A 24,958-nucleotide genomic window follows, 5' to 3' on the forward strand; every position below is an offset into this window, starting at 1 on the left:
AGTGAAGATGCATATCACGGTTGAAGGAAAAAAAGTAGAGTTTTTGCCGGGACAGACGATTCTGGAAGCAGCCCTGGCGGCGGGATTCAAAATCCCGACCTACTGCTGGCATCCAAAACTGGACCCCGTGGGGGCCTGCCGGATATGCTTTGTTGAACTTGAAAAATCCCCCAAGTTAGTCGTTTCCTGCTCCACCCCCGCGGTGGAGGGGCAGGTGGTCTGGATTGATTCCGAAAAAGCGAAAAAAGGACGGGCCGGGGTGACCGAATTTCTGCTCATCAACCATCCGCTCGACTGCCCGACCTGCGACAAGGGAGGGGAGTGCGAACTGCAGGATATCTCCTGGAAAAACGGCGGGGATGCCAGCCGGTTCGAGGAGCAAAAGTACCGTTTCATCGTGGATCGCAACTCGACGTTTGACGATTTATCCATCGGGCCGATGATTGTGCGGAATCAAAACCGCTGTATCCACTGCTACAAATGCGTGCGCTTCAACAAAGAGATTGCTGGAGAGGGGGATTTGGGGGCCTTTCAGCGCGGCTATCATACCGAAATCAATTCCATCGGGCCGGAGGGGATTGCCAACGAATACGCCGGAAACACGGTGGAAATTTGTCCGGTCGGGGCGCTCACGGCCAAGGACTGGCGCTACAAAATCCGGGTCTGGCTGACGCAGAAAACACCCTCCGTCTGCAACCAGTGTTCGGACGGCTGCAACACGATGCTCTGGACTTCCGCTCAAAATTTATACCGTATCACCTCCCGGCGGAACGACGCCGTGGACGAAGGGTGGATTTGCAACAAGGGGCGGTACAACTACCAGCTCGTCAACCACCCGGAGCGGCTGAAGAGGCCCTTGATTAAAAGGAGCGGAAAATTTGAAGAGGCCAGCTGGGATGAGGCGCTCGACTTTGCCGCCGGGCAGTTGGCCAAAATCCGGGATGAGATGGGAGCGGATTTAATTGCCGGCATTACATCTCCCGTGCTGTCCAACGAAGACAACTACATTTTCCAGCGGTTCTTCCGGCAGGTTATCGGCACCAACAACATTGATTTTCGGGTGCGGTTCGGGAAAAACGCGCCGCCTTCCGAACTTTTCCGGGACGCCGTACGCATCCGGATGGAAGAGATCGAAAAAGCCAAAGCGGTTCTGGTTTTGGGGATGGACCCGAACCGGGAGCACCCGATTTTGAATTTGCGGCTGCACAAGGCGAAAGCCCGCAATGGGACGGGGTTGTTTGTTGCTAACTCTCGCGGAGTCAAGCTCGGAGATTGGGCGGGCAGAAAGGCGGTTTACAAGCCGGGGATGGAACTTGGTTTCTTAAATTCGCTTTTGGCTGTATTACTGAACGACAAAGTTTTGAAAGACATATCCAAGGAAACCGCCGGTTTGGCGAAAAAACTTGCTGACTGGTTGCCGGAAAAAACCAAAGAACAAACGGGCGTTGACGCTACGCAAGTAAAAGCGTGGGCGAAGAGCTGGGCGGCTGCAGGCGAACTCACCATTTTTCTGGGACGGGAAATTGCTTTACATCCGCAGCGGGAGGAGATTCTAAAAACGTGCCGGTTACTCTCCCATTTGATAAACGGCGCCGATGGGGCCGCCAAAAAAGTCAGCCTGCTCTTTGAAGAGGGAAACACGCAAGGGACGGCGGATGTCGGCTGTCTGCCGGACGTTCTGCCCGGATACCGCAAGGTCGGAGACAAGACGGGAGATTTTAACGACAAATGGGGGGAGGTTGCGCTGCCCGAAAAGGCGGGACGGGACGTTTTTGGGATGCTTTCCGCCGCACGAGAGCGTAAGCTTTCGGCCCTCGTGGTGATGGGACAGGATGTTCTCTTCTCTTTCCCGGACTATCACTTTGCGCGGGAGGCGATGGAGGCGACCGGCTTTATCGTTGTTATCGACCAGTTTATGACCCAGACCGCCAAGCTGGGGCACGTGGTTTTTCCCGCGGCGGCATACGTCGAAAAGGAAGGAACTTATACCAATTGGGAGCGGCGGGTGCAGCGCTTCCAGCGGGCCTACCGCCCGCTGGGGGAAGCACGGCCGGAGTGGCAAATTCTGGCCGATTTGGCCGACCGGATGGGGCGGCCATTTGCGCTCCATTCCCCACAAGGAGTTTTTAATGAACTTGCGCACATGATTCAGAGTTATGCAGGGATTACCTACGCCGATTTGGCGGGGGAGGGAAAAATTTGGGAAGGGAACGGCGCCAAGTCCGCCGCTTTCGAGGTTTTCAGCCCGAAGGAAATCGTCCCGGAAAAGAATTTTTCCATGCTTTTGGCGACCGGCAATTCGCTCCAACACTCCGGGATTCTGCATTTTCCGACCGAAAACCAGCAGCGCATCGAGCCGGAGCCGTATTTGGAGGTGAACACCGATGAACTTTTGAAAATGAAAAAATACAAGGGGGACCGGGTCAAAATCGTTTCATCCCTTGGCGAGATTGAAGCGCGCGTGCGGCCGTCGGAGCTTCTGCCCCCGAACGTGGTTTTTTTGCCGGAGAATTTTCCGCAGGCGCAGTTGAACAAATTGATGAAATGGGACAGACCGTATTTGTGGGTGAGATTGGAAAATGCTTGAGCAGGCGATAATAGCGGTAATCAAAGTCGCCGTGGTACTCTGGGCGATACTTACGGCCTGCGCCTATATCGTCTGGCTGGAGCGGAAGCTGGTGGCGCGGATGCAGGTGCGGCTGGGGCCGACACGGGTGGGGCCTTTCGGGCTCCTGCAGCCCTTGGCGGATGCCATCAAGCTTTTCACCAAGGAGGAAATCATCGTGGAACAAGCGGAGAAGTGGCTCTATATCGCCGCGCCCTTGATTGCCTTCATCCCGGCCTTTATCACCTTTGCGGTTATCCCCTTCGGCGACACGGTAACGCTTTTCGGCCGGCAGATCGACCTTCTGATTTCGGATTTCAACGTAGGCCTTTTGTACATCCTCGGCGTCACCTCCCTCGGCGTCTATGGCATCGTTCTGGCCGGGTGGTCCTCCAACAGCAAGTACTCCCTTTTGGGGGCCTTGCGCTCGGCGGCCCAGATGATTTCGTACGAGATTTCGCTCGGGCTTTCCGTGATCGGGGTTCTGCTTTTGACCGGCAGCTTGAGCTTGGTTGACATTGTGAAAGCACAGGGGTCGGTCAGTGACTGGTTCATCTGGAAACAGCCGGTCGGGTTTTTGTTGTACTTGATTTCGGCCTTTGCCGAGACGAACCGGACGCCGTTCGATTTGCCGGAGGCGGAGACCGAACTGGTGGCCGGATACTTCACGGAGTACTCCTCGATGAAATTTGCGATGTTCACCATTGCCGAGTACGCCAATATGGTCACCGTTTCGGCCCTGGCCACTACCCTCTTTTTGGGGGGTTGGCAGGGGCCGTTTCTGCCGCCGGTGGTTTGGTTTATGCTGAAAGTGATGTTTTTCATTTTCCTGTATATCTGGGTGCGGGCGACCTTGCCCCGTTTTCGTTATGATCAACTGATGCGCTTCGGCTGGCTCGTGCTTCTGCCTGCCGGGCTGGTAAATGTTCTGGTCACCGCCTTGGCGGTGGCCTTGTAAAGGAGTTGGATGGTAGATAAAACCAAAGTTTCCGTCTGGGAGATTCCCTTGGCGATCTTGAAGGGATTTTATACCACCTTCAAGCATCTTTTCCGCAAGCCAATCACCATCGAGTATCCGGAAAAAATCAGGCCGGCGATGTATCCCCGCTACCGCGGATTGCATTTTCTGGAGCGGTACGAGGACGGTACGGAGCGCTGCGTTTCCTGCGGGCTGTGCGCGGCGGCCTGCCCGGCGGACGCCATTTACATGGAGCCGGCGGAGAACGAAAAAGGGGAGCGGTACGCCAAGGTGTACGAAATCAACGAACTGCGCTGCATTTTCTGTGGTTTCTGCGAGGAGGCCTGTCCGGAGGAGGCCATCTTTTTGGGGAAGGAGTTTGAATTCTCCGCCGACCACCGGGACAAGTTTATCTACACCAAGGAGGATTTGCTGGTACCCTGGCCGCGCAAAAAACCGTCCGAGGTGGAGTTTAAACGCAAAAACCGGAGAGTTTTCTGATGGAAATGGTGGTTTTTCTGGGAGCGGGGTTCGTGGCGCTCGTTTCCGCCATTCTGGTCTTCACCCAGAAAAATCCGGTCGCCTCAGTCGTGTTTCTTATCGTCACTTTGGCCGCGCAGGCGGTTTTGTTTCTTCTTTTGAACGCGCCGTTCGTGGCTGCCCTGCAAATCATCGTCTATGCCGGGGCGATTATGGTTCTGTTTCTTTTTGTTGTAATGCTTCTGAATTTGGGGCGGGACGAGTTCGGGCCGGAGAAGCGGAAATTCATCCGCCCCTTGGCCATCGTCTTTGCGCTCGTTTTGATTCTGGAAGTTTTGGCCATTTTCAAAACCGGCTTGGCCGATAGCGCCCGCCTGGCTTACCATCCCGATTTCGTCGGCGATTTTGGCACGGTGGCGGGGGTGGGGCTTTTGCTTTTCACCCGTTACCTGTATCCCTTCGAAATCACCTCCGTATTGCTTCTGGCGGCCTTGGTGGGCACGGTAATTCTGGCCAAAAAACTGCCGGGCCGGAAAGGGGAGCTGTAATGGCAACGGTGCCTCTCGACTGGTATCTGATTTTGGCGGCATTGCTTTTCGCCATCGGCACGGTGGGGGTTTTGGTTTCGCGCAACGCCATCGTGATTTTCATGGCGATTGAACTAATGCTGAACGCCGTCAATCTGACTTTGGTGGCGTTTTCGCACTTTCTGGGGAAAAACGACGGGCAGGTGATGGTGTTTTTGGTGATGACCGTGGCGGCGGCGGAGGCGGCCGTGGGGCTGGCGATTATCCTGAACATCTTCCGCACGCGGGAATCGGTGAACATTGACGACATCAATTTGATGAAATGGTAGAACAACTGGTTCCTTTGATACCGCTTTTGCCCCTTTTGGGCTTCCTCGTCATTGGTTTGGGCGGGAAGCGGCTGCCCAAAGCGGCGGTCTCGATTATCGGGCCCGGTGTTGTTGCCGCTTCGTTCCTTTTGGCCGTAACTATATTCTTCCAGCTTTTTTCTCTTCCACCTTCGGGAAGAAACATCGTCGCCAAGGTTTTTTCCTGGATGGTGGCCGGGAATTTTTCCGTGGACATCGCCTTTCTTATAGACCCGCTTTCGATGGTGATGACTTTGGTGGTCACAGGCGTCGGGTTCTTGATTCACGTTTACTCCGTCGGCTATATGGGGCACGACCCCGGCTACCGGCGGTATTTCGCTTATCTGAACCTTTTCACTTTCTCGATGCTCTGTCTGGTTTTGGGGTCCAATTTCCTTGTGATGTACCTCGGCTGGGAGGGGGTGGGGCTTTGCTCGTATCTTTTGATCGGGTTCTGGTACGAGAAAAAAAGCGCCTCGGATGCCGGCAAAAAGGCGTTCATCGTCAACCGGGTGGGGGATTTTGGTTTCGCCCTCGGCGTGATGCTGATATTCAGCACTTTCGGCACGCTCGATTTTGGCGGGGTTTTTTCGCAGGCATCCTCGCTTTCTTCCGAGGGAGGTAGGAATTTGGCCACGGCGATTACACTTCTACTTTTCCTGGGGGCTACCGGCAAATCGGCTCAGATTCCACTTTACACCTGGCTTCCCGACGCGATGGAGGGGCCGACGCCTGTTTCGGCCTTGATCCATGCCGCCACGATGGTCACGGCGGGCGTTTATATGGTGGCGCGTTGCCACGCCCTTTTCATTTTAGCACCATTCACGCTGGCCATAGTCGCCGTCGTCGGCGCGTTGACGGCAATAATGGCAGCCTCCATTGGATTGGTGCAAAACGACATCAAGCGGGTTTTGGCCTATTCCACCATCAGCCAGCTGGGGTACATGTTTCTGGCGTGCGGGGTGGGGGCTTTTTCCGCTGGGATTTTCCATCTGGTCACACACGCCTTTTTCAAGGCCCTGCTTTTCCTCGGAGCCGGGTCGGTCATTCACGCCCTTTCCGGGGAGCAGGATTTGCGCAAAATGGGGGGGCTTCGAAAATATCTGCCGGTCACCTACGTCACCTTTCTCATCGCTACCTTGGCCATCTCCGGAGTACCTTTGCTTTCCGGCTTTTTCTCCAAGGACCAGATTCTATCGGCCGCTTTTTTCTCTCCGCACGGGGGGGGCTGGCTTTGGCTGTTGGGCATCGTCACCGCCTCAATGACCGCCTTCTATATGTTCCGGCTTTTCTTTTTGACCTTCTCCGGGCGCTGCCGGGCCTCCGAGGAGATGCAGCACCACATTCACGAGTCGCCCCACTCGATGACCGTACCGCTAATGATACTCGCGTTTCTTTCCATCATCGGCGGTTACATCGGCCTTCCGCACGCGATGGGGGGAGTTAACGCCATCGCCGGGTATTTAGCGCCGGTCTTTTCCGGCCTGCCGCATCATCCGGAGCCCTCGCTCGGGATGGAATATCTTTTGATGGCCACCTCGGTCATCGCTGCGGCACTGGGGATCAGTATCGCTTACTTTTTCTACATCCGGTCACCGCAGGCGGCGGAAAAACTGAAGAAAAATTTTATCTATACGCTTCTTTTGAACAAGTATTACGTGGATGAAATCTATCAGGCGCTCATCGTTTCCCCCACTGTGGCGGGCTCGCGCTGGGTGTGGCAGAAATTTGATTTGGGAGTCATCGACGGGGCGGTGAACGGCTCGGCCAAGGTAGTGGAAAAGCTGGCGCGGGCGGGGCGGCAGTTGCAAACCGGCTACGTTCGACAATATGCGATGGCCGTTGTTATGGGAGTGGTTCTGATTTTCGCCTACTTGGTCTGGTGGATGTGATGAAGAGGTTGGAAAATTAGATGGATGCGCAGATTTTAAGCTGGGTTGTTTTCATACCGTTGGCCGGCATCCCCATCCTTTTGCTTTTGCCCAAGGAACGCCCAGAGTTGGTCAAATGGACGGCCTTAGGTGTGGCCGGTGTCGATTTTTTGGTTTCGCTCTATTTGCCGGCCAATTTTGATTCCGCAAATCCGGGAATGCAGTTTCCCGTCGCGATTCCCTGGATTGAAAGCTTCGGCATTTATTACCGGTTAGGGCTGGACGGGATTTCGCTCTTTCTCGTTCTCTTGACGACTTTTCTCTCAATGCTGGCGATTTACTCCACGTTTTCGGCCATCCAAGAAAAAGTGAAGGGATTCTACATCTCCTTTCTGCTTTTGCAAACCGGAATGTTGGGCGTCTTTGTCGCGCTGGATGTTTTTCTTTTCTACGTTTTCTGGGAAGGGATGCTCATCCCGATGTATTTCCTCATTGGCATCTGGGGGGGGCCGCGAAAAATTTACGCCACCATCAAGTTTGTGCTTTTTACGATGTTCGGCTCCCTTTTGATGCTGGTGGCGATTTTGGCGCTCTATTTCCTTAACCGCTCGGCTACCGGGAATTACTCGTTCAACCTGTTCGATTACTACCAGCTCGCCCTGCCGCTCAATTTGCAAATCTGGCTCTTTTTGGCTTTTGCGCTCGCTTTTGCCATCAAAGTGCCGATGTTCCCGTTCCACACCTGGCTGCCGGACGCGCATGTGGAGGCCCCCACGGCGGGGTCGGTCATTCTGGCCGGGGTTTTGCTGAAAATGGGAACCTACGGCTTTCTACGCTTCCTGTTTCCACTGTTCCCGAATGCCACCTTCCAGTTCATTCCGCTTTTAGCCGTTCTCTCCATAATTGGCATCATATACGGGGCTTTGATGGCGATGGTGCAGAAGGACGTCAAATCGCTGGTGGCCTTTTCCTCCGTTTCCCATCTCGGGTTCGTCACGCTCGGGCTCTTGGCGATGAATCTGCAGGGATGGCAGGGGGGAATGCTGCAGATGCTGAACCACGGCGTTTCAACCGGAGCCTTGTTTTTGCTTGTCGGGATGATTTACGAGCGGCGGCACACCCGGCTTATCGACGACTTCGGCGGACTTACCAAGGTGATGCCGGTATTTGCCGTATTCTTTATGATTATTACACTCTCTTCCATCGGGCTGCCGGGGACGAACGGCTTCGTCGGAGAATTTCTGATTCTTGTAGGCACCTTCCGCACCAACCCGGTCTGGGCGGCCTTCGCCACCACGGGCGTCATCCTTTCGGCGGTCTATATGCTCTGGATGTTCCAGCGGGTGATGTTTGGCGAAGTGAAAAACCCGGCCAATGCCGGACTTTCCGACCTTAACTGGCGGGAAAAGACGGTGCTCGTTCCGCTGATTGTGTTCGTTTTTTGGATCGGAATTTATCCGAACACGTTTTTGAAAAATATGGAAGGCAGTTTGGAAAATCTGCTAAACCAGGTGAACCGGCGGGAGACGGTATTGCGCTCGCTGCCAAAGCAAAGCTGGTCGGAATTTATGGCGGGCGGCGCTTCCAGTCAGGCCAAAGCTGCCAATCTGCCGGCCAATAACGTTCCATAACGATGGATATTTTCTCAATCATAGGAACGGTAAATTATTCGGCTTTCGCGCCGGAGTTGGTCATCTTGGGTTTTGCTCTTCTGGTGATGGTTCTGGAGCCGTTTCTGCCCGAACGGGCCAGGCAAATAAACTTCTACTTGACCGTGCTCGGCCTGATTGCCGCGGCGGGGGCATCGCTTTGGCTCTGGAACCGGGCCGGCGTGAACTTTGGCGGAATGGCCCTCTCCGACAATTTCGCCGTCTTTTTCCGCTTGGTTTTCCTTGCCGGGACGTTCTTGGTGATTCTGGCGTCCAAAAATTACCTTGCAGCAGAACGCTTTGCCAACGGGGAATATTACTCCCTTCTGCTTTTCTCCACGCTCGGGATGATGTTCATGGCCGGGACTTTGGACTTGATGGTCATTTTCCTTGGGTTGGAGGTGATGTCCATCCCGCTTTACATCTTGGCCGGTTTCCGCAAAACGGATGTCCGCTCCAACGAGGCGGGGATGAAGTATTTTTTAATCGGCGCCTTTGCCTCCAGTTTTTTTCTCTACGGCATCGCCCTTCTGTACGGCGCCACCGGCACCACCCATCTGCAGGAGATTTACAACCAGCTTCCGAACCTGCAGGGGCGCGGGGATTTTCTGATTTACGCCGGTGCGGCGCTTTTGACCGTGGGATTCGCCTTCAAAGTGGCCGCCGTTCCCTTTCACATGTGGGCGCCGGACGTGTATGAAGGGGCCCCCACGGCCATTACCGCTTTTATGTCCGCTGGGCCGAAGGCGGCCGGGTTCGCCGCTTTGCTGCGGGTCTTTGCCCTGTTTTTAGGAGATTATAGGGAGGCAATGGAGGCCGTTTTCTGGGTTTTGGCGGTTTTGACTATGACCGTGGGGAACGTTTTGGCGCTCGTCCAACCCAATATCAAGCGGATGCTGGCGTATTCCTCAATCGCGCACGCCGGATACATTTTGGTGGCTGTCGTCGCCGGCGGGCCGGACGGGGTCTCGGCCGCCCTGTTCTACCTTCTGGCTTACACGGTGATGAATATCGGGACTTTTGCCGTCGTTTTGGCCGTGGAAGCCAAGGAGAGTTCCAACCAAATCGGCGACTACCGCGGCTTGGCCAATCGGCATCCGTATCTGGCGGCGGCGATGACGATTTTTATGCTCTCCTTGACCGGCATTCCGCCGACGGCGGGATTTATGGGCAAGCTGTACATCTTTTCCGCCGCCGTTTCGGCCAACCAGATTCCTCTGGTCGTGATTGCCGTCTTAAATTCGCTCGTTTCGGTTTACTACTATTTGGGGGTGGTTGTGGCGATGTACATGCATCCTTCGCCCGCTTCCGAGAAAAATCAAAGTTTCTACACGGTGCCGCTTTTGGCCGTTATAATCCTTACGGTTTTGGGCACTCTACAGTTGGGAATTTTCCCACAGGCCCTGCTACAGGCCGCCAGCGATTCGCTGGTGGGGTTGTTCTAAGCGTGCCGGGTTGAAAACCCGGCCTGCAAAATTTCGATTTTTATCGGCGCTTGCCAAGTTTTTGGCTTTTTCATACTTTCATTCTCAATGCCTGACTTGCAAAAATTGGATGAAGCCCTGAATCAGCATATTCACCCGGAAACTTTTCCTTTGGCCATCAAGATGGCCAAAAGAGGGGAGGCGTTGCCGGAGAAAATCAAGCGGCCAGTAAAAGATTTAGGTGTAGAGGTGGCCACCTGCCAGGGATTTTCGCTGGCACGGCGCTACGGCTGGTCGCTCGCCATTTTTGGCGAGGATATTTCCTGTCCTTTGACCAAAGTGGCGTTCGGGTTCGAGAAAGAGGTAAAATACTTCACCGACGGGCTGGCTTGCGAGGGGATGTACACGGCTTCCAGCGAGGCCGGAAAGAAAACGGAGGCCGAAGTTCCCAAATTCGGCTATCACGAATACGAGTCCATCTGGGTGGCGCCGGTGGGGCGGGCCAATTTCACGCCCGACGTGATTTGCGTTTATGGCAATTCGGCCCAGGTGATGCGGCTTTTGACCGCGTCGCTCTTCAAATCCGGCGGATACTTGGTCTCCCGTTCGGCCGGGCGGATTGACTGCGCGGATATCGTTATCGAGACGATGAAAACAGGCCGAGCGCATTACGTTCTACCCTGCTACGGGGATCGGATTTTCGGGTTGACCCAGGATTACGAGATGGCGTTTGCCTTTCCCTACAGTTTTTCAGACGCACTCATCGAAGGACTGGAAGGGACGCACAAAGGAGGGGTGCGGTATCCAATACCGAGCTTTTTGCGGTTTCAGGCGCAGTATCCGGAGAAGTATCAAAAACTGGCGGAGTTTTGGAAAAAGGAGGGAGGGGAATGACGGCAAAAGATAGAATAGACGCGCTTTTGTCCGGCCGGCAGCCGGACCGGACGCCCGTGGCCGCCTGGCGGCATTTTTATCATCTGGAATTTTCACCCGAACTGTTCGTTTCCGCCACGGTCGGCTTCCAGCGGAAATTTTCCTGGGATTTCGTCAAAATAAACCCGCGCGCCTCCTATCATGTGGAGGGCTGGGGCGCGCAGTACGTTCCGCCCAAAAATCCTTTGGACAAGCCGCAGCGCCTTTCTTTTCCCGTGGGTCTGCCGGCCGACTGGGAGAAAATCGAGGAGCTGCCGCTCGGCTCCGGAGTTCTGGCGGCGGAACTTTTGACCGTTTCCAAAATCGCTAAAAAGCTGGGGAAATCGGTTTACAAGTTTATGACCGTCTTTTCCCCACTTTCCATCGCCGGGGATTTGGTCGGCACGGAGGCGCAGCTCGTGCGGGATATGCAGGAATCGCCGCTTTTGGTGCAGGAGGCGCTGGAGGAAATCACCAAGACGTTTGTGCGCTTCTCCGTCGATTGTCTGAACGCCGGGGCGGACGGGATATTTTTTGCCACCACGGAGTGGGCCTCCAAAAACGTTTTGACCGAGGAGGATTACCGCAAATTCGGCCGGCCGTTTGATTTGGAAGTGATTGAGGCCGTCCGCGGAGTCGGCGGCAAACTGATTTTGCACGTCTGCGAGCCGAACAACATGCTTTCGCAGTTCACCGACTATCCGGTGGATATGATCAACTGGGCGGCCTCCGACCGTTCCAATATCACCCTATCGGAAGGGTACAACCTGTTCAAAAAGCCGGTCATCGGCGGCATCGACCATACTTCTTCCCTTTTGCTCGGGCGCAAAGAAGCGCTTGTGAGTGCCATGCGGCCGACTTTGGCGCTGCTGAAAAATCTACCCGCCGTTTTGGGGGCGGAGTGCGCTCTTCCGCCGGCCGTGCCGGAGGAGAATTTGATGGCCTTGCGGCAGCTGGTGGAAAAGTCCGGCGGCTCCAGAAAAACGACGGTGAAAATCCGGCCCGTACGTAAGGCCAAAAAAGCGGCGAAAGGGAAGAGAAAAGTTTCTAAAACCAAAGGGAAGAAGAGGCGGGAAAAGCGGGGAAAGAAAAAGTAGAAAGCGAATGAATAAAAATGTAATGGCAAATGCAGTGGAAGAAATACAGGGCAAAGCCAAGGTGCTTCCGAAGGAAAAGTTGTTGGAAGAAACGGTCGCCGTTTTGAAAAACAGGTTTCCCAAGTACACCTGGGTCGGTATCTATCTGATGGATGGAGCGGACGAACTGGTTCTGGGGCCTTTTCTTGGGAAAACCTCCCCACACACCCGGATCAAAATCGATTCCGGAATTTGCGGGGCGGCGGCCCGCGAGAAAGATACGGTCATTGTTCCCGACGTTAGCGCCGACCCGCGTTATCTGGCCTGTTCAATAGGGACCAAATCGGAAATTGTCGTCCCCATTATGCGCGACGGGAAAGTTTTTGGTGAAATCGACATCGATTCCGATTTGCCGGACGCCTTTGATGCCGAAGATAAAAAGCTTCTGGAGAAAATAGCCGCAATATTGGGGGAGAAGTTTTAGCGGCCGGTTATTTTATAGTGACCCGCCAATTCAAGTTGAAGTAGTAAAAGTCCAGAATTTCAAAGTATCTTGCCGCGCCCGGGGCAAAGCTGCGCACCAAGTCGGGTATCGTGGTTCCCGCGCCGAAACGAAGCTCCCGCAGGGGGGAAATTCCGTCTGCATTGCGGCGGGTGCTGTAGCCGATTCCCAGCGAAACCGGCTGGCGTTCCCCCCATTTCAACTCGGGGCGATAGGTGCCCCAAAAAATGAAATTATCGAATTGCCGGGCCGTCTGGGAGAAGAGATGATTTTGAGAATCGAAGGGGTTGGATTTGGCGCTGGTTTTGATGTCCCAGTCTGCGGGGCGGCTTAGCTTCAAAAGCCCCAAACCGATGCCGGCGTAGTTGGCCAACAAGTCCTCTACGCCAAAACCCTGCGTGGTGTTGAAAGCATCCATAGGCACTTCCACGAAGGTCATCAGAATGGCGCTTTCCAACGCGCCGTAGAGGCGGGCTTTTTTTGGAGAGAAGCCGGCCCAGCGGTAGGCGCGATAGGCCTCCTTGGTCAGCGTGTAGGCCACCGTCAGGTGACTAACTTCGTCATTCTGGGCCAGATAGTCGCCAGACCAGTCGCTTTTAAAATGAAATTTTCCGGTGGACCCGCCCCAGCTTTTCTGGGTCTGGTCATATGCCACGGCCAACCCGACAACGTGCCCTCCCCCCAAAATCAACATACGGGACGTTTTCGGTTTGTAGAGGGGATAATGAGTCGTCAGTGTCGGGCCATTGGCCAGCGTATCCGGCGGGGCTGAGGTTTCGGCAAAAAGGGGAGCGAAGGAGAGGCCGAGAAGAACCGGCAAAAGTGACTTCAAATCCGTTTCCCCGTTTGCGAGTCGAAAAAGTATAAATCGTCGGGGTTCAGGAAAACGGCACCGGGGATTTGGCCGGCTTTTTCCACGGTGCGGACGGAGAGCTTCTGGCCGTCGGGAGTTTCCAGATAATAGAAAAATTCGTGGCCGAAGTTCTCACCGGCCAGAAATTTTGCCGGCAGTTTCAAGGTGTTATTGGCCGAAGGGGACGAGAGTTTCCCCTTTTCCGGACGGAAGCCCATAACAGGTTTGGCGGATTGCGCCGCTTTTGTAAGAAGGAGGGACGGCAGCGGGAAGGTCCATCCCTGGAAATTCAGCGCGCCGTTGGAGATCCCTAAACTGGTCAGCGCATTCATTCCGGGATGGCCGAAGAATTGGGCCACGAAAAGGGAGCGAGGGTCGTTGTAAATTTGCTCCGGTGTGCCGATTTGCAAAAGCTCCCCCGATTTCATCACGCCGATTTTGTCCCCCAGGCTCATCGCCTCGGTCTGGTCGTGGGTCACGTAAACCGTGGCGGCGGAAAGTTCCTTTTTAAGCCCCAACAACTCCTGCCGCACCCGCTGGCGCAGGGCGGCGTCCAAATTCGAGAGCGGTTCATCCAAAAGCAGAACTTTCGGTTCCCGCACCAAAGCCCGTCCCAAAGCCACGCGTTGGCGCTCGCCGCCGGAAAGCGCTTTGGGTTTGCGTTCCAAAAGGCCGGAGAGTCCCAGAAACTGGGAGGTTTTTTTCACTTTCGAGTCGATTTCACTTTTTGGCGTTTTTTTCAACTTCAAACCGAAGGCGATGTTTTCGAAAACGGTCATATGGGGGTAGAGGGCGTAGTTCTGAAAGACCATCGCCACTTCGCGTTCTTTGGGAGGAAGGTTATTCACCTTTTTTTCGGCGATAAAAATATCCCCTTCGGCCGGTTCGGCCAAACCGGAGACCAGCCGTAGAGTAGTGGATTTTCCGCAGCCGGAAGGCCCCACCAGAACGAGAAAGGTTTTTTCTGAAACTTCAAACGAGATTTTTTTAGGAACCTCCACCCCGTTTTCAAAGCGATAGCTCACGTCTTTCAGCACAAGGGAAGGCATCGGGGGAGAAAATAGGAAATTGGAGGAAATTGTCAAAGAATGCCGATAAAGTTGTCGGCAATTTTATCCAGGATTTTTTAGAACGACGTATCCTACGGATTGACAAGAGCTTATGGGGATTAAAATTCCATTGACAAGTTGGCTCTAAAGTTCGTATAATTAAATGCCGACCTGTAAAGTCGGGATTATATGTTTACGCTTAGCAAAAAGACGGATTATGGCCTGATGGCCATCGAGTATCTGCGCGCAGCCGGCAAGGAGCGGCGGGTTTCGGCGCGGGAAATTTCCGAGCGCTACGACATTCCGACCGAGCTTTTGGCCAAAATTCTGCAGCGTCTGGCGCGTCATGGGATGGTGGAAGCGGTCCCCGGCCCATCCGGCGGGTACCATTTGGCGAAAGATGTACGGGAGATCCGGTTGACCGATGTCATCGGCGCGGTCGGCGACGAAGTGGCCTTGATATCCTGCTTGAAGCATGACCATTCGGCCTGCGAGCAGATCGGCTGCTGCACGGTGCGCAGCCCCCTTGTGCGGGTGCAGGAAAAGCTTTTGGATTATTTGGGACGAATCACGCTGGAGGAACTGTACCAAACGGAGACGGTTTTTCCGGTAGGCGGACTTAAGGTATAAGGAGCAAAAAAATGGCGGAGATGGTTCAGAATACCGGCGTGGAGCCGGAAGGTAAAATTTTAGTCACGGAAACGGCGGTACGCGAAATCAAAAAAATTCTTTCGCAGCAGGCCCCGGGCACATTTTTGCGCGTTGGCGTCAAGGGGGGCGGTTGTTCCGGGCTTTCCTATCTGATGAATCTGGACACGCAGACGGGAGAGCTGGACCGGTCGTTTATGTTCGGCGATGTCAAGGTGGTTGTGGACGCCAAGGCGCTCGTGTACCTGAACGGGCTGACCTTGGATTACACGGGCGATTTGCTAAACGGCGCCTTCCGTTTCAACAACCCGCAGGCCAAACGGAGTTGCGGCTGCGGCAGTTCATTTTCTGTCTAAAAATGGAAGTCATCGATTTTGCTGATTTGGCCTCCGGCGGGGTGGTGCAGGAAGAGTCGTTTGTCAAAACACTTTCCGGACTGGCGTGGGACAAATATCAAGGCAAGGATGTCCTCATCCGGGGCTGTGCCTCGTTTCCCGTGCCGACTTGGGCTTATATGATGCTTGCAGCCCGGCTGGCGGGGGTGGCGAAAACCATTGCCTACGGCGAGGAGAAAAACCCGCTTCCCATTTATCAGAAGTCGTGAGTGGAAGGTTTTGCGCCTTTCACAGTTGCCTGCCCGTTCGTAATCGCTTTAATTCCTCCTTCCATTCCTGAAGAGAATAATGCCCAAGGTTCACTTCAAAAATCTGGATAAGACTGTTGAGGCCTTGGAAGGGCAGTCGATTTTGGACGCTGCCTTGGACAACGACATCCAACTCACTCATGACTGTGGCGGGAACTGCACCTGCTCCACCTGCCATGTGGTTATCCTCGAAGGAATGGAGCATCTTTCCCCCAAAGACGAAGCGGAGCAGGATCAATTGGAAATGGCGGAAGGGCTGACGCCGACTTCCCGTCTCGGCTGTCAGTCGCGGGTTTTTGGCGACGTCACCTTGATTGTTCCCAATGGTACTTCGCCGGGGCCTACATCCGACCCCGTTTTCAAAATTGGGTCACCAACGGGATAGCTTTATATTATTTTGTAAAATATGAGCGCAGGTGAAAAAATTTACGACGTGACGGTAATCGGTGCGGGGCCGGTGGGCCTCTTCGCCGCCTATTATGCCGGATTGCGGGATCTTTCGGTAAAAATCGTCGATTCGCTGCCGTACATCGGCGGGCAAGTGAACACCCTCTATCCCAAAAAGCCGGTTTATGACGTGGCGGGCTGTCCGGCCATTGTGGGCGAAGATTTGGTCAAAAATTTGGTCGAGCAGGTTCAGCAGTACAAGCCGGCGATTGTTCTGGGGGAGCGGATTACCGAGCTGTATCGTCAAGGGGACGGCAGTTATTTGCTCAAAGGCGACCACGGCAGCGAACATCGTACGAAAACAGTGATTATCACCGCCGGCATCGGAGTTTTTGCCCCCCGCAAGCTGGAAAAACCGGAGGTGGAGGCCTGGCTGGGGAAGGGGTTTTACTACGGGGTGATGGACCCGGAGGAATTCCGCGACAAAAAAGTGCTACTCATAGGCGGCGGCGACACGGCGCTCGACTGGGCTTTGGCGCTTCAGCGTATCGCCAAAAGCTTGGTACTCGTCCACCGTTCTGCCAAATTCACGGCGCACGAGGACAGCGTAAAGAAACTTCACAACTCCGGCATACCGGTTTTCACCACCACGGAAGTGGAGGCGGTCAGCGGAAATTCCAAAATCGAGCGGGCCTCAATTCTGAACAAGCTGACGCAGGAGAAAAAGGAATTTGAAGTGGATGCGGTGGTTTGCTGCATCGGCTACGCCGCCAATCTGGGGCCTTTGCGCAACTGGGGGCTGGAATTTGGCGCAGGGCATACCATCAAGGTCAACGCCCATATGGAAACTAATCTTCCGGGTGTTTACGCTGCGGGAGATATTGCCGGCTTTGAAGGGAAGCTTAAGCTCATCGCCACCGGCTTTGGCGAGGCCGCCATCGCCGCCAACTACGCCGCCCACCAAATCAACCCCTCCGCCAAGGTTTTTCCGGGTTATTCCACGAATTTTGTGGAAGAGAAAAAAGAGAAGCAGGCCCATCCCGCTTCGAAATAGTTTTCCTCCCTAAATAGTTAGTTAGTCGTTTTCCCGGCTTGACGGGGTCGAGGGGAAAGCTTATTTAAACATCGAGGAGATGGAATGACACCAGCGGAAAAGGCCTGCCGGATAACCGCCTTCGCCCGGTCGGGCGGTTGAGCAGGAAAGGTAAGTCCGGTGGACTTACACGACATCGTCCATAGTTTGGACATACCGAAGAACGAGGCGGTTTTGGTGGGGGTGGAGACCGCCGACGACGCCGGGGTGTATCATCTCACCGATGAAATCAACCTGGTGCAGACGGCGGATTTCATCACGCCGCCCGTGGACGACCCGTTTTTGTTCGGCAAAATAGCGGCGGCCAATTCCCTTTCGGACGTATACGCGATGGGGGGGCGTCCGCTGACGGCTCTCAATCTGTGCTGTTTTCCTTCGGCCGGCGTTGATAAGGAACATCTGACGGGGATTCTGCGCGGCGGGCTGGAAGCAATAAAGGAAGCGGGCGCGGCCTTGGTCGGCGGACATACGGTCAAAGACGAGGAGCTGAAATACGGGCTTTCAGTAACCGGCATCGTGCGCAAAGCGGATATCAAGCGGAATTCAACGGCCAAAGCCGGTGACCAACTAATTTTGACCAAGCCGATTGGCACGGGGGTAATCGTCTCCGGCACGCGCAGAGGACTTTTGCCTCCCGATGGGGTTATCCGCCGCGCCGCTGAACATATGTCGAAATTAAATGCCACGGCTTCCAAACGAATGGTGGAATTCGGCGTATCCGCTTGCACGGACGTAACCGGTTTTGGGCTGGCGGGGCACGGTTATGAAATGGCGAAGGGTTCGAAAGTGGGGATTCGTTTTTGGGCGAACAAGGTGCCGCATTACCCGGAAAGTTTGGAAATGATTCGGCAGGGGGTGCGCACCGGCCTTACCAACCCGAACTTTCATTCAGTCGAAGGACACTTCAAATCTGATTCCTCGTTGCCGGAAGAACTGGTGGGGCTTTTCTTTGACCCGCAAACGTCCGGAGGGCTGTTGATTTCGATTGCCACCGAAAAAGCCAAAGGGCTTTTGGATACCCTGCACAAAGACGGCATTAAAGAAGCATCCATTATTGGTGAGGTTTTTGTCTCTTCCGAGCCGCAAATTCTTCTTGAAATGGCACATTGATTTGAATTCCGAAGGCCGCATCTTCTATGTTTTTCTCCATCGGATTTGCCACCGTGAAAGGATTTTATGAACGCGGATAATCCCCGGAACCGGATTGACAAACCGATTGGGGAAATTGCCGCCTCCGCCGGGTTGGCGGGGGACGAATTAATCCTATACGGACAGACCAAAGCAAAAGTACGCTTGGAAACATGGGAACGTCTCAAGAACAAGCCTGACGGCAAATTGATTTTGGTAACCGGTATCACGCCGACCCCCGCGGGAGAGGGAAAAACCACCGTTGCCATCGGGATGGCGGACGCCCTGCGGCGGCTCGGAAAAAAATCGCTGGTAACCTTGCGCGAGCCCTCCTTGGGGCCTGTTTTTGGCATGAAAGGAGGGGCCACGGGAGGAGGAAAGGCCAAAGTTATTCCGGAAGATGAAATCAATCTACATTTCACGGGGGACTTTCATGCCGTAACAGCCGCGCACAATCTTTTGTCCGCCCTTTTGGACAACCACCTGCATCACGGCAATGTCTTGGATTTCGATATGCGCCGCACGATTTGGAAGCGGGCTTTGGACGTGAATGACCGGGCTTTGCGCCGGATTGTCGTGGGATTGGGAGGACGGGAAGGGAGCTATCCCCGTGAGGATCGCTTCGACATCACCGCCGCCAGCGAATTGATGGCCATTTTGTCTTTGGCCAAAAGCCGGGAGGAGTTGAAGGAGCGAATCGCCAACATCATCGTCGGTTTCACCCGAACGGGCGGCGCCCCCATCCGCGCATCGGAACTGAACGGCGCAGGTGGGATGGCGGCTTTACTGCGGGATGCCTTGGCCCCCAATCTGGTGCAGACGGCGGAGGGAACTCCGGCCTTCGTACATTGCGGCCCGTTTGCCAACATTGCACACGGCTGCAATTCGATTCTGGCCACCCGCTTTGCCCTCAAGCTGGGGGATTTCGTCCTGACGGAAGCCGGCTTCGGCTCCGATTTGGGCGGGGAGAAGTTTCTGGACATCTTTTGCCCGTCAGGCGGTTTTAAACCGGCGGCTGCCGTCCTGGTTGCGACCGTACGCGCCTTGAAATTTCACGGCGGGTGCAAGCGCAGTGAGCTGGACAAGGAAAACACGGAAGCGGTGGAGCGCGGGTTTTCCAACCTTGTCCATCATCTGGGAATTTTAGGAACGTTTGGCCTGCCGGCGCTGGTCGCCATCAACCGGTTTACGAGTGACACGGAAGCGGAGCTGAAAGTTGTCGAGCATCGGCTTGCGGATATGAACCAGCCGACGGCGCGCTGCGAGGCGTTCGCGATGGGTTCCGAGGGGGCGGTGGAAGCGGCGGAGCAATTGGCAAAACTGGTGGAGACGCAAAAATCGGACTACCATCCGCTTTACACGGCGGAAATGCCCTTGGCGGAAAAAATCGAGACCGTGGCCACACACATCTACGGCGCCGACGGGGTGCACTACTCCGGGCGCAGCGCCCGCCAGTTGGAGGAATGCGCGGAGATGGGGTTCGGCAATAATTTTGTTTGCATTGCCAAAACGCCCTATTCCTTCGGCGACGATCCAAAGAAAGGGCACCAGCCCGCCAAACACAAAATCACGATCCGCGAAGTGCGGCTTTTGGGAGGAGCCGGGTTTGTGGTGCCGATTGCCGGGGAGATTTTGACGATGCCGGGGCTGCCGAAAGTTCCCGCCGCCGAGCAAATCGATTTGCTCCCGGACGGCACCATAGCCAATCTGGTGTAAAGGAGTAATTTCATCGACATAAAACCATTTTTTGGATTCCGCTACAATCCGCAGAAAGTCGGGTCGTGGGAAAACGTGATTTCTCCGCCTTACGACCAATACAATGCCCAAATGGAGCGGGAGTTCCGCGCCAAAAGCCCCTATAATGCTGCTCATCTGATTTTGCCCAAGCCGGAGGAGGATTCGCTGGTTCCCTATGAGCAGGTTCGGGAACGGTTGAGAGGGTGGCTTAATGACCGAGTAATCCTTCCAGATTCCAAGCCCGCAATCTATGCTTATAGCATTACTTATAGGGAGGAGGGGATACAGAAGAAGAATCTCGGCTTTTTTGCGCTCGGAAAGCTCGAGGAATATTTGAGCCGCGGGGTGGCGCCGCACGAAAATATTCTGGCCTCGCCCCGGGAGGACCGGCTGCGCTTGCGGCTTGCCACGCAGGCGGATTTCGGGCCGATATATATGGTTTACACCGATCAGGAAAAAACCTTTGAAAAGCTGGCAGCCCCACTTCTGAATACATCGCCGTTGGTTACCGTTCGGGATATGGCCGGGGAGCTGCACGAGCTTTGGGCGTTGGCGGATGAAGCGACGGTTCAGCAAGTTATAAGCTTGTTAGCATCAAAGCCGACCTTGATAGCCGACGGTCACCACCGCTACGATGCGGCCCTGGAATCCCATCGCCGAAATTTGGACAAACCTTGGTTCGCCCACCGGCTGATGGCCTTTTTCAATGCGGAGGGAGAGGGGCTTTCCATCCGGCCCATTCACCGCTTGCTGTATGAATTAAAGCTTTCTCGAAAAGAATGCTTAGGAAGGTTGTCCGAAAATTTTGAAGTGTCGGTTCTTTATGCCGGAGGCTCGGAAGAAGATTTTCTGAATGCTAAAAAACTCGTAAGAGAAAATTCAGATAAAGAGCACCGGTTTGGGCTGTTGCTGGAGGACAGTTTTTACCTGTTGACCCGCCCAAGAAGTGAAAATCTGGACGTTTCCGTTCTTAACGAGGAAATTCTAAAGAACACCTTTGGATTTTCAGAAGTGGAATTACGAAAGGTCTTGGACTACTCCAGGGATGCTGGCGAAGTGGCGGAAAAGGTTGGCTTGGGCAGGGCAAAAGCAGGGTTCATCATGAATGCTACACGGATGGAGGAGATCTGGCGGGTGGTCCAACTCGGGGAAAAACTCCCGCCGAAGTCCACCTTCTTCTATCCCAAACTATTGACGGGGCTGGTGATGAACATAAATTCGGATTTTTACAAAAAAAGCAATGGCTGATATCAAAGAAAGCATACTCGAAACCATCGGTAAAACGCCGTTGGTGAAAATCAACCGGCTCTGCCCCAATCCAAAAGTGACCATGTGGGCCAAACTGGAATGGGGGAATCCGCTCGGCAGCGTCAAGGAGCGGGTGGCTTTGGCGATGGTCGAACAGGCGGAGCGGGACGGACGGCTGACCAAGGGCAAAATCATTTTGGAATCCTCTTCCGGCAATACCGGCATCGGGCTGGCGATGGCGGGGGCACAAAAAGGATACAAAGTTTTAATCACGATGTCGGAAGGGGTCTCCATCGAGCGCCGAAGGATTATCGAGGCGCTGGGCGCGGAAGTTTTGCTGACGCCGGCCGAACTCGGTTCCGATGGGGCTTGGGATAAAGCGGACGAATTGCATCGCTCCAATCCGCAGAAGTACTGCCGCTTGTCGCAGTATCGGGAACAATCGAATATCGACGCCCACTATCACGGCACGGCGAATGAAATTTGGGAACAGACCAAGGGAAACGTGGACGTACTGGTCGTCACTCTGGGGACCACCGGCACGGCGGTCGGCTGCGGACGGCGGCTGAAAGAACTGAATCCCGAGATCAGAATCATCTCCGTTGAGCCCCAGCCGGGAAAGCACAAACAGCAGGGGATACGGAATATAGAATCCATGCGAACGCCGGAAATCTGGGATGCCTCCGCAGTTGACGAGCGTTTGGTATGCAAAGACGAAGACGCCTTTGTATGGGCGAGGCGTTTGGCCAAAGAGGAGGGGCTTTTGGGGGGCATTTCCACCGGATCGGCCTTCTGGGGGGCGTACGTCACAGCGCAAAAAATGGCCGGCGGCAACCTCGTGGTTGTTTTCCCGGACAACGGCCTTAAATACCTCTCCACCGAGCTTTATCGTTCCATTTAAGCCCCGTTGACAGCTTGAAACTTCCGGGGTATACTCGGCGTATTATAGTGGACGCTCAATGACCCCTCAAACCTAAAATCCCAAGGAGCAAGGAATGAAAAAAAAGGAGTTTTTAACGATGCTTATGGCCGGCTTTTTGGCATTGCCCGCTGCGGCGCAGGCGCAGAAATCGAAAGCAACTGCCGCCGATATCCCCAAATTAAAGTTTGAAAAATACCAGCTTCCCAACGGGCTGGAGGTGATTTTGTCCGAAGACCACCGGCTGCCGCTCGTGGCGGTCAATTTGTGGTACCATGTCGGGCCGGCCAATGAAGATCCGGGGCGCACCGGCTTTGCCCATCTCTTCGAGCATATGATGTTCCAGGGCTCCAAGCATGTGGAGGGGGACTCCCACTTCAAGCTTTTGGAAGCATCCGGGGCCTCCGACATCAACGGCACCACCGATTTCGACCGCACGAATTATTTTGAAACCCTTCCTTCCAATCAACTGGAGCTGGCCTTGTGGCTGGAAGCGGACCGGATGGGTTTTTTGCTGGATAAGCTGACCCAGGCGAATTTGTCCAACCAGCAGGACGTGGTGCGCAACGAACGGCGCCAGAGCGTGGAGAACCGGCCCTACGGCATCGTGGAAGAGGAGATGTTTCACCAGCTCTATCCCTCCAACCATCCCTACTATGCCTCGGTCATCGGCTCCCATGCCGATATTCAGGCCGCACAACTCGAGGACGTGAAGAAGTTCTTCAAGCTGTTTTACGCCCCCAACAACGCCAGCTTGGCCATCGTCGGGGATATCGACATCGCCAAGACCAAAAAACTGGTGGAAAAGTACTTCGGTTCACTCAAACGAGGAGCCGACGTTCCAAAACTGAACGTTACCACCCCGCCAATTACCTCCGAGCGGCGGACGGTCGTGGCGGATAGAATCGAACTGCCGCGGGTGTATATGGCCTGGATTACCCCTTCCATTTTCAAAGAGGGGGATGCCGAGGGAGGCGTGGCGGCGCAGATTTTGGGCGGGGGCAAGTCCAGCCGGTTGTACAAAAAACTGGTTTATGAAAAGCAGATTGCCCAGGATGTTCTGGCTGAACAGTATTCGCTTATTTTGGGTTCCGTATTCTACGTGCAGGTGACCGCCCGCCCCGGGCATTCGGCCGAGGAGATTGAAGCGGCCATCAACGAGGAGTTGGAACTCTTGCGTTCCCAAGGCCCGACCGAAGCGGAAGTGGAGCGGGCGAAAAACGTAATTGAAACCGGCATCATCCGCGGGCTGGAGACCTTGGGTGGGTTTGGAGGCGTGGCCGACCGGCTGAACATGTACAACCATTACCTCGGCACGCCGGACTATTTGCAGCAGGATATTTCCCGTTACCGGAAAGTGACGCCCGTCTCCGTGCAGAACTTCGCCCAAACTTATTTGAGGAACGAAAACCGCGCCGTCGTTCACGGCGTTCCGGGAACCCCCAATCTGGGGCCGGAGGTGCCGATTCCCCAACTGGACAGCGCGCAAATGGCCTCCGGGGCGGAATCGATCAATCTGGCCGAGCCGTGGCGCAGCGAAGTTCCCAAAGCGGCCGCCGAGCGAGCGCTCAAGCTGCCGGTGCCGGAAAGTTTCAAACTCTCCAACGGGTTGACCATTATCTACAACCAACGTCCATGGCTGCCGATTACCTCGGCCCGACTCGTTTTCAAAACCGGCAGCGATGCGAACCCCCTCGACAAACCAGGCCTGGCAAACTTCACCGTGGCCATGCTGGATGAGGGGACCAAAACCCGCAGCGCCTTGCAAATCGCGGATGAAGTGGCCGGTTTGGGGGCCAGCTTGAGCACCAGTTCCACGATGGATGCCTCGCAGGTTGCCATCCAGTCTTTGACCAAAAACTTCTCCAAAGTGCTGGATTTGCTTGCCGATGTCGTTTTGAACCCCAGTTTTCCGGAGGAGGAAATCGAGCGCCAGCGGGCCAGCCGCCTGGCGGGGCTGGTGCAGGAGCGGGAAAACCCTTCCGCCGTTGCCAACCGGGTGATGGCGCGGGTGCTGTACGGCGCCAACCATCCCTACGGCTACCCGGAAATCGGCACGGAAGCGGCCATCAAGGCCACGACCCGTGACGATATGTACGGTTTCTGGCAGAAAAACTTCGTTCCCAACAACGCCGCTTTGGTGGTGGCGGGGAGCATTAGCAAGAATGAATTGAAGGCGCTGGCGGGAGCTGCATTTGCCAGCTGGAAACCGGGAGCGCCCGCCGCTCCGCAACTGGGAAATCCGGCCACCACGCCGGCGAAAGTGGTGATCGTGGACAAACCGGGGGCGCCCCAGACCCAGTTGCGGGTGGCCGCCATCGGCCTGCCCCGCTCCACGCCGGAGTATGCCGCCCTGCAGGTGGCTAACGGCATTTTGGGCGGGCTTTTCTCCAGCCGCATCAATTTGAACCTGCGGGAGCGGAACGGCTACAGCTACGGCGCGTTTTCGACCTTTGTCTACCGCCGCGCGGCCGGTCCATTTCTAATTGCCACCGGTGTGCGGACGGATGTGACCGGCCCGGCCGTTGAAGAGATCTACAAGGAAATCAACCGGATGTCCGCCGAGCCGGTAACAGCCGACGAACTGGCCCTGTCCAAGCAGTCGCTGGTCCGCTCCCTGCCGGGGGATTTTGAAACCAGCTCCAGCGCCGCCGGGACTTTCTCCAACCTGTACATTTACGACCTCGGTTTGGACTACTACTCCAAATTCCCAGCCATGGTTTCCGCCGTCGATGCCGCCACGGTACAGGCAACGGCCAAAAAGCACCTGCGTCTGGACAAAATGGTCGTGGTGGCGGTGGGGGACAAGACCAAAATCCGGCCGGAGTTGGAAAAGCTGAACCTGGGTTCGATCGAGGTGCGCGACACGGAAGGGACTTTGGCCCAGCAATAAGTTCGCAGC

Annotated in this window: 22 protein-coding genes and 1 pseudogene; 21 read left to right on the top strand and 2 right to left on the bottom strand. The window is 55.1% G+C overall.

The genetic code is table 11. The annotated features are described in order from the left end of the window. Positions 1-7 precede the first annotated feature (7 nt). From nuoG to VNL73_06450, 11 genes are all read left to right on the top strand, one after another. Complete coding sequence (gene nuoG, locus VNL73_06400) at positions 8-2,587, top strand: NADH-quinone oxidoreductase subunit NuoG (GenBank protein ID HXF49039.1); 2,580 nt, start codon at positions 8-10, stop codon at positions 2,585-2,587. After that, positions 2,580-3,563 carry an NADH-quinone oxidoreductase subunit NuoH gene (nuoH, locus tag VNL73_06405; GenBank protein HXF49040.1) on the top strand — a complete coding sequence of 328 codons (984 nt, stop codon included), beginning with the start codon at positions 2,580-2,582 and terminating at the stop codon, positions 3,561-3,563. The genes nuoG and nuoH overlap by 8 nt, the downstream gene beginning before the upstream one ends. 9 nt (positions 3,564-3,572) lie before the next feature. Then, positions 3,573-4,064, top strand: a complete 492-nt coding sequence (gene nuoI, locus VNL73_06410) for an NADH-quinone oxidoreductase subunit NuoI (GenBank protein ID HXF49041.1) — start codon at positions 3,573-3,575, stop codon at positions 4,062-4,064. Beyond that, positions 4,064-4,591, top strand: a complete 528-nt coding sequence (locus VNL73_06415) for an NADH-quinone oxidoreductase subunit J (GenBank protein HXF49042.1) — start codon at positions 4,064-4,066, stop codon at positions 4,589-4,591. The genes nuoI and VNL73_06415 overlap by 1 nt, the downstream gene beginning before the upstream one ends. Beyond that, positions 4,591-4,899: an NADH-quinone oxidoreductase subunit NuoK gene (nuoK, locus tag VNL73_06420; GenBank protein HXF49043.1), complete on the top strand. Its 309-nt coding sequence runs from the start codon at positions 4,591-4,593 to the stop codon at positions 4,897-4,899. Before VNL73_06415 ends, nuoK begins: the two co-directional genes overlap by 1 nt. Continuing rightward, positions 4,893-6,809 carry an NADH-quinone oxidoreductase subunit L gene (gene nuoL, locus VNL73_06425; protein HXF49044.1) on the top strand — a complete coding sequence of 639 codons (1,917 nt, stop codon included), beginning with the start codon at positions 4,893-4,895 and terminating at the stop codon, positions 6,807-6,809. The genes nuoK and nuoL overlap by 7 nt, the downstream gene beginning before the upstream one ends. A gap of 20 nt (positions 6,810-6,829) precedes the next feature. Next, entirely contained in the window at positions 6,830-8,419 is a 1,590-nt protein-coding gene (locus VNL73_06430; GenBank protein HXF49045.1) for an NADH-quinone oxidoreductase subunit M, read from the top strand. Between the two features lie 2 nt (positions 8,420-8,421). Then, entirely contained in the window at positions 8,422-9,882 is a 1,461-nt protein-coding gene (locus VNL73_06435; protein HXF49046.1) for an NADH-quinone oxidoreductase subunit N, read from the top strand. An 87-nt stretch (positions 9,883-9,969) separates the two neighbouring features. Then, complete coding sequence (locus VNL73_06440) at positions 9,970-10,755, top strand: DUF169 domain-containing protein (GenBank protein ID HXF49047.1); 786 nt, start codon at positions 9,970-9,972, stop codon at positions 10,753-10,755. Continuing rightward, entirely contained in the window at positions 10,752-11,870 is a 1,119-nt protein-coding gene (locus tag VNL73_06445; protein HXF49048.1) for a uroporphyrinogen decarboxylase family protein, read from the top strand. Before VNL73_06440 ends, VNL73_06445 begins: the two co-directional genes overlap by 4 nt. A 34-nt stretch (positions 11,871-11,904) precedes the next feature. Beyond that, positions 11,905-12,333 (top strand): GAF domain-containing protein, encoded by a 429-nt coding sequence (locus VNL73_06450; protein ID HXF49049.1) that lies wholly within the window; start codon positions 11,905-11,907, stop codon positions 12,331-12,333. A gap of 7 nt (positions 12,334-12,340) precedes the next feature. On the opposite strand, the gene VNL73_06455 is transcribed toward VNL73_06450, so the two are convergent. After that, complete coding sequence (locus tag VNL73_06455; GenBank protein HXF49050.1) at positions 12,341-13,183, bottom strand: DUF2279 domain-containing protein; 843 nt, start codon at positions 13,181-13,183, stop codon at positions 12,341-12,343. After that, positions 13,180-14,241, bottom strand: a complete 1,062-nt coding sequence (locus VNL73_06460) for an ABC transporter ATP-binding protein (GenBank protein HXF49051.1) — start codon at positions 14,239-14,241, stop codon at positions 13,180-13,182. Before VNL73_06460 ends, VNL73_06455 begins: the two co-directional genes overlap by 4 nt. A gap of 201 nt (positions 14,242-14,442) precedes the next feature. Here VNL73_06460 and VNL73_06465 point away from each other — a divergent pair, with 201 nt between their 5' ends. From VNL73_06465 to VNL73_06510, 10 genes and pseudogenes are all read left to right on the top strand, one after another. Then, the gene (locus tag VNL73_06465) at positions 14,443-14,883 is read left to right on the top strand and encodes an Rrf2 family transcriptional regulator (GenBank protein ID HXF49052.1); all 441 of its coding nucleotides are present in this window, start codon (positions 14,443-14,445) and stop codon (positions 14,881-14,883) included. Between the two features lie 11 nt (positions 14,884-14,894). Next, a complete protein-coding gene (locus tag VNL73_06470; GenBank protein HXF49053.1) occupies positions 14,895-15,257 on the top strand; it encodes an iron-sulfur cluster assembly accessory protein in 363 nt (120 codons plus the stop codon). A gap of 2 nt (positions 15,258-15,259) precedes the next feature. Further along, positions 15,260-15,505 carry a DUF2480 family protein gene (locus tag VNL73_06475; GenBank protein HXF49054.1) on the top strand — a complete coding sequence of 82 codons (246 nt, stop codon included), beginning with the start codon at positions 15,260-15,262 and terminating at the stop codon, positions 15,503-15,505. A gap of 79 nt (positions 15,506-15,584) precedes the next feature. After that, on the top strand, positions 15,585-15,929 hold the full coding sequence (locus VNL73_06480) for a 2Fe-2S iron-sulfur cluster-binding protein (GenBank protein HXF49055.1): 345 nt from the start codon (positions 15,585-15,587) through the stop codon (positions 15,927-15,929). Between the two features lie 21 nt (positions 15,930-15,950). Next, a complete protein-coding gene (locus VNL73_06485; protein ID HXF49056.1) occupies positions 15,951-16,985 on the top strand; it encodes an NAD(P)/FAD-dependent oxidoreductase in 1,035 nt (344 codons plus the stop codon). Positions 16,986-17,141: 156 nt separating this feature from the next. Further along, positions 17,142-18,134 (top strand): annotated as a pseudogene (gene selD / locus VNL73_06490) (selenide, water dikinase SelD). 66 nt (positions 18,135-18,200) lie between these two features. Next, entirely contained in the window at positions 18,201-19,868 is a 1,668-nt protein-coding gene (locus VNL73_06495; protein HXF49057.1) for a formate--tetrahydrofolate ligase, read from the top strand. Between the two features lie 18 nt (positions 19,869-19,886). Beyond that, on the top strand, positions 19,887-21,137 hold the full coding sequence (locus tag VNL73_06500; protein HXF49058.1) for a DUF1015 domain-containing protein: 1,251 nt from the start codon (positions 19,887-19,889) through the stop codon (positions 21,135-21,137). Next, complete coding sequence (locus tag VNL73_06505; GenBank protein ID HXF49059.1) at positions 21,130-22,038, top strand: cysteine synthase family protein; 909 nt, start codon at positions 21,130-21,132, stop codon at positions 22,036-22,038. The genes VNL73_06500 and VNL73_06505 overlap by 8 nt, the downstream gene beginning before the upstream one ends. Positions 22,039-22,132: 94 nt before the next feature. After that, entirely contained in the window at positions 22,133-24,949 is a 2,817-nt protein-coding gene (locus VNL73_06510) for a pitrilysin family protein (protein ID HXF49060.1), read from the top strand. Positions 24,950-24,958: the final 9 nt, after the last annotated feature.

The sequence above is a fragment of the Verrucomicrobiia bacterium genome (genome assembly GCA_035574275.1).
GTDB lineage: Bacteria > Zixibacteria > MSB-5A5 > DSPP01 > DSPP01 > DSPP01.

Excerpts from the sequence above, each read along its gene's own strand:
- nuoG (HXF49039.1), top strand. The coding sequence starts at position 8 with ATGCATATCACGGTTGAAGGAAAAAAAGTAGAGTTTTTGCCGGGACAG.
- nuoH (HXF49040.1), top strand. The coding sequence starts at position 2,580 with ATGCTTGAGCAGGCGATAATAGCGGTAATCAAAGTCGCCGTGGTACTC.
- nuoI (HXF49041.1), top strand. The coding sequence starts at position 3,573 with ATGGTAGATAAAACCAAAGTTTCCGTCTGGGAGATTCCCTTGGCGATC.
- VNL73_06415 (HXF49042.1), top strand. The coding sequence starts at position 4,064 with ATGGAAATGGTGGTTTTTCTGGGAGCGGGGTTCGTGGCGCTCGTTTCC.
- nuoK (HXF49043.1), top strand. The coding sequence starts at position 4,591 with ATGGCAACGGTGCCTCTCGACTGGTATCTGATTTTGGCGGCATTGCTT.
- nuoL (HXF49044.1), top strand. The coding sequence starts at position 4,893 with ATGGTAGAACAACTGGTTCCTTTGATACCGCTTTTGCCCCTTTTGGGC.
- VNL73_06430 (HXF49045.1), top strand. The coding sequence starts at position 6,830 with ATGGATGCGCAGATTTTAAGCTGGGTTGTTTTCATACCGTTGGCCGGC.
- VNL73_06435 (HXF49046.1), top strand. The coding sequence starts at position 8,422 with ATGGATATTTTCTCAATCATAGGAACGGTAAATTATTCGGCTTTCGCG.
- VNL73_06440 (HXF49047.1), top strand. The coding sequence starts at position 9,970 with ATGCCTGACTTGCAAAAATTGGATGAAGCCCTGAATCAGCATATTCAC.
- VNL73_06445 (HXF49048.1), top strand. The coding sequence starts at position 10,752 with ATGACGGCAAAAGATAGAATAGACGCGCTTTTGTCCGGCCGGCAGCCG.
- VNL73_06465 (HXF49052.1), top strand. The coding sequence starts at position 14,443 with ATGTTTACGCTTAGCAAAAAGACGGATTATGGCCTGATGGCCATCGAG.
- VNL73_06470 (HXF49053.1), top strand. The coding sequence starts at position 14,895 with ATGGCGGAGATGGTTCAGAATACCGGCGTGGAGCCGGAAGGTAAAATT.
- VNL73_06475 (HXF49054.1), top strand. The coding sequence starts at position 15,260 with ATGGAAGTCATCGATTTTGCTGATTTGGCCTCCGGCGGGGTGGTGCAG.
- VNL73_06480 (HXF49055.1), top strand. The coding sequence starts at position 15,585 with ATGCCCAAGGTTCACTTCAAAAATCTGGATAAGACTGTTGAGGCCTTG.
- VNL73_06485 (HXF49056.1), top strand. The coding sequence starts at position 15,951 with ATGAGCGCAGGTGAAAAAATTTACGACGTGACGGTAATCGGTGCGGGG.
- VNL73_06495 (HXF49057.1), top strand. The coding sequence starts at position 18,201 with ATGAACGCGGATAATCCCCGGAACCGGATTGACAAACCGATTGGGGAA.
- VNL73_06505 (HXF49059.1), top strand. The coding sequence starts at position 21,130 with ATGGCTGATATCAAAGAAAGCATACTCGAAACCATCGGTAAAACGCCG.
- VNL73_06510 (HXF49060.1), top strand. The coding sequence starts at position 22,133 with ATGAAAAAAAAGGAGTTTTTAACGATGCTTATGGCCGGCTTTTTGGCA.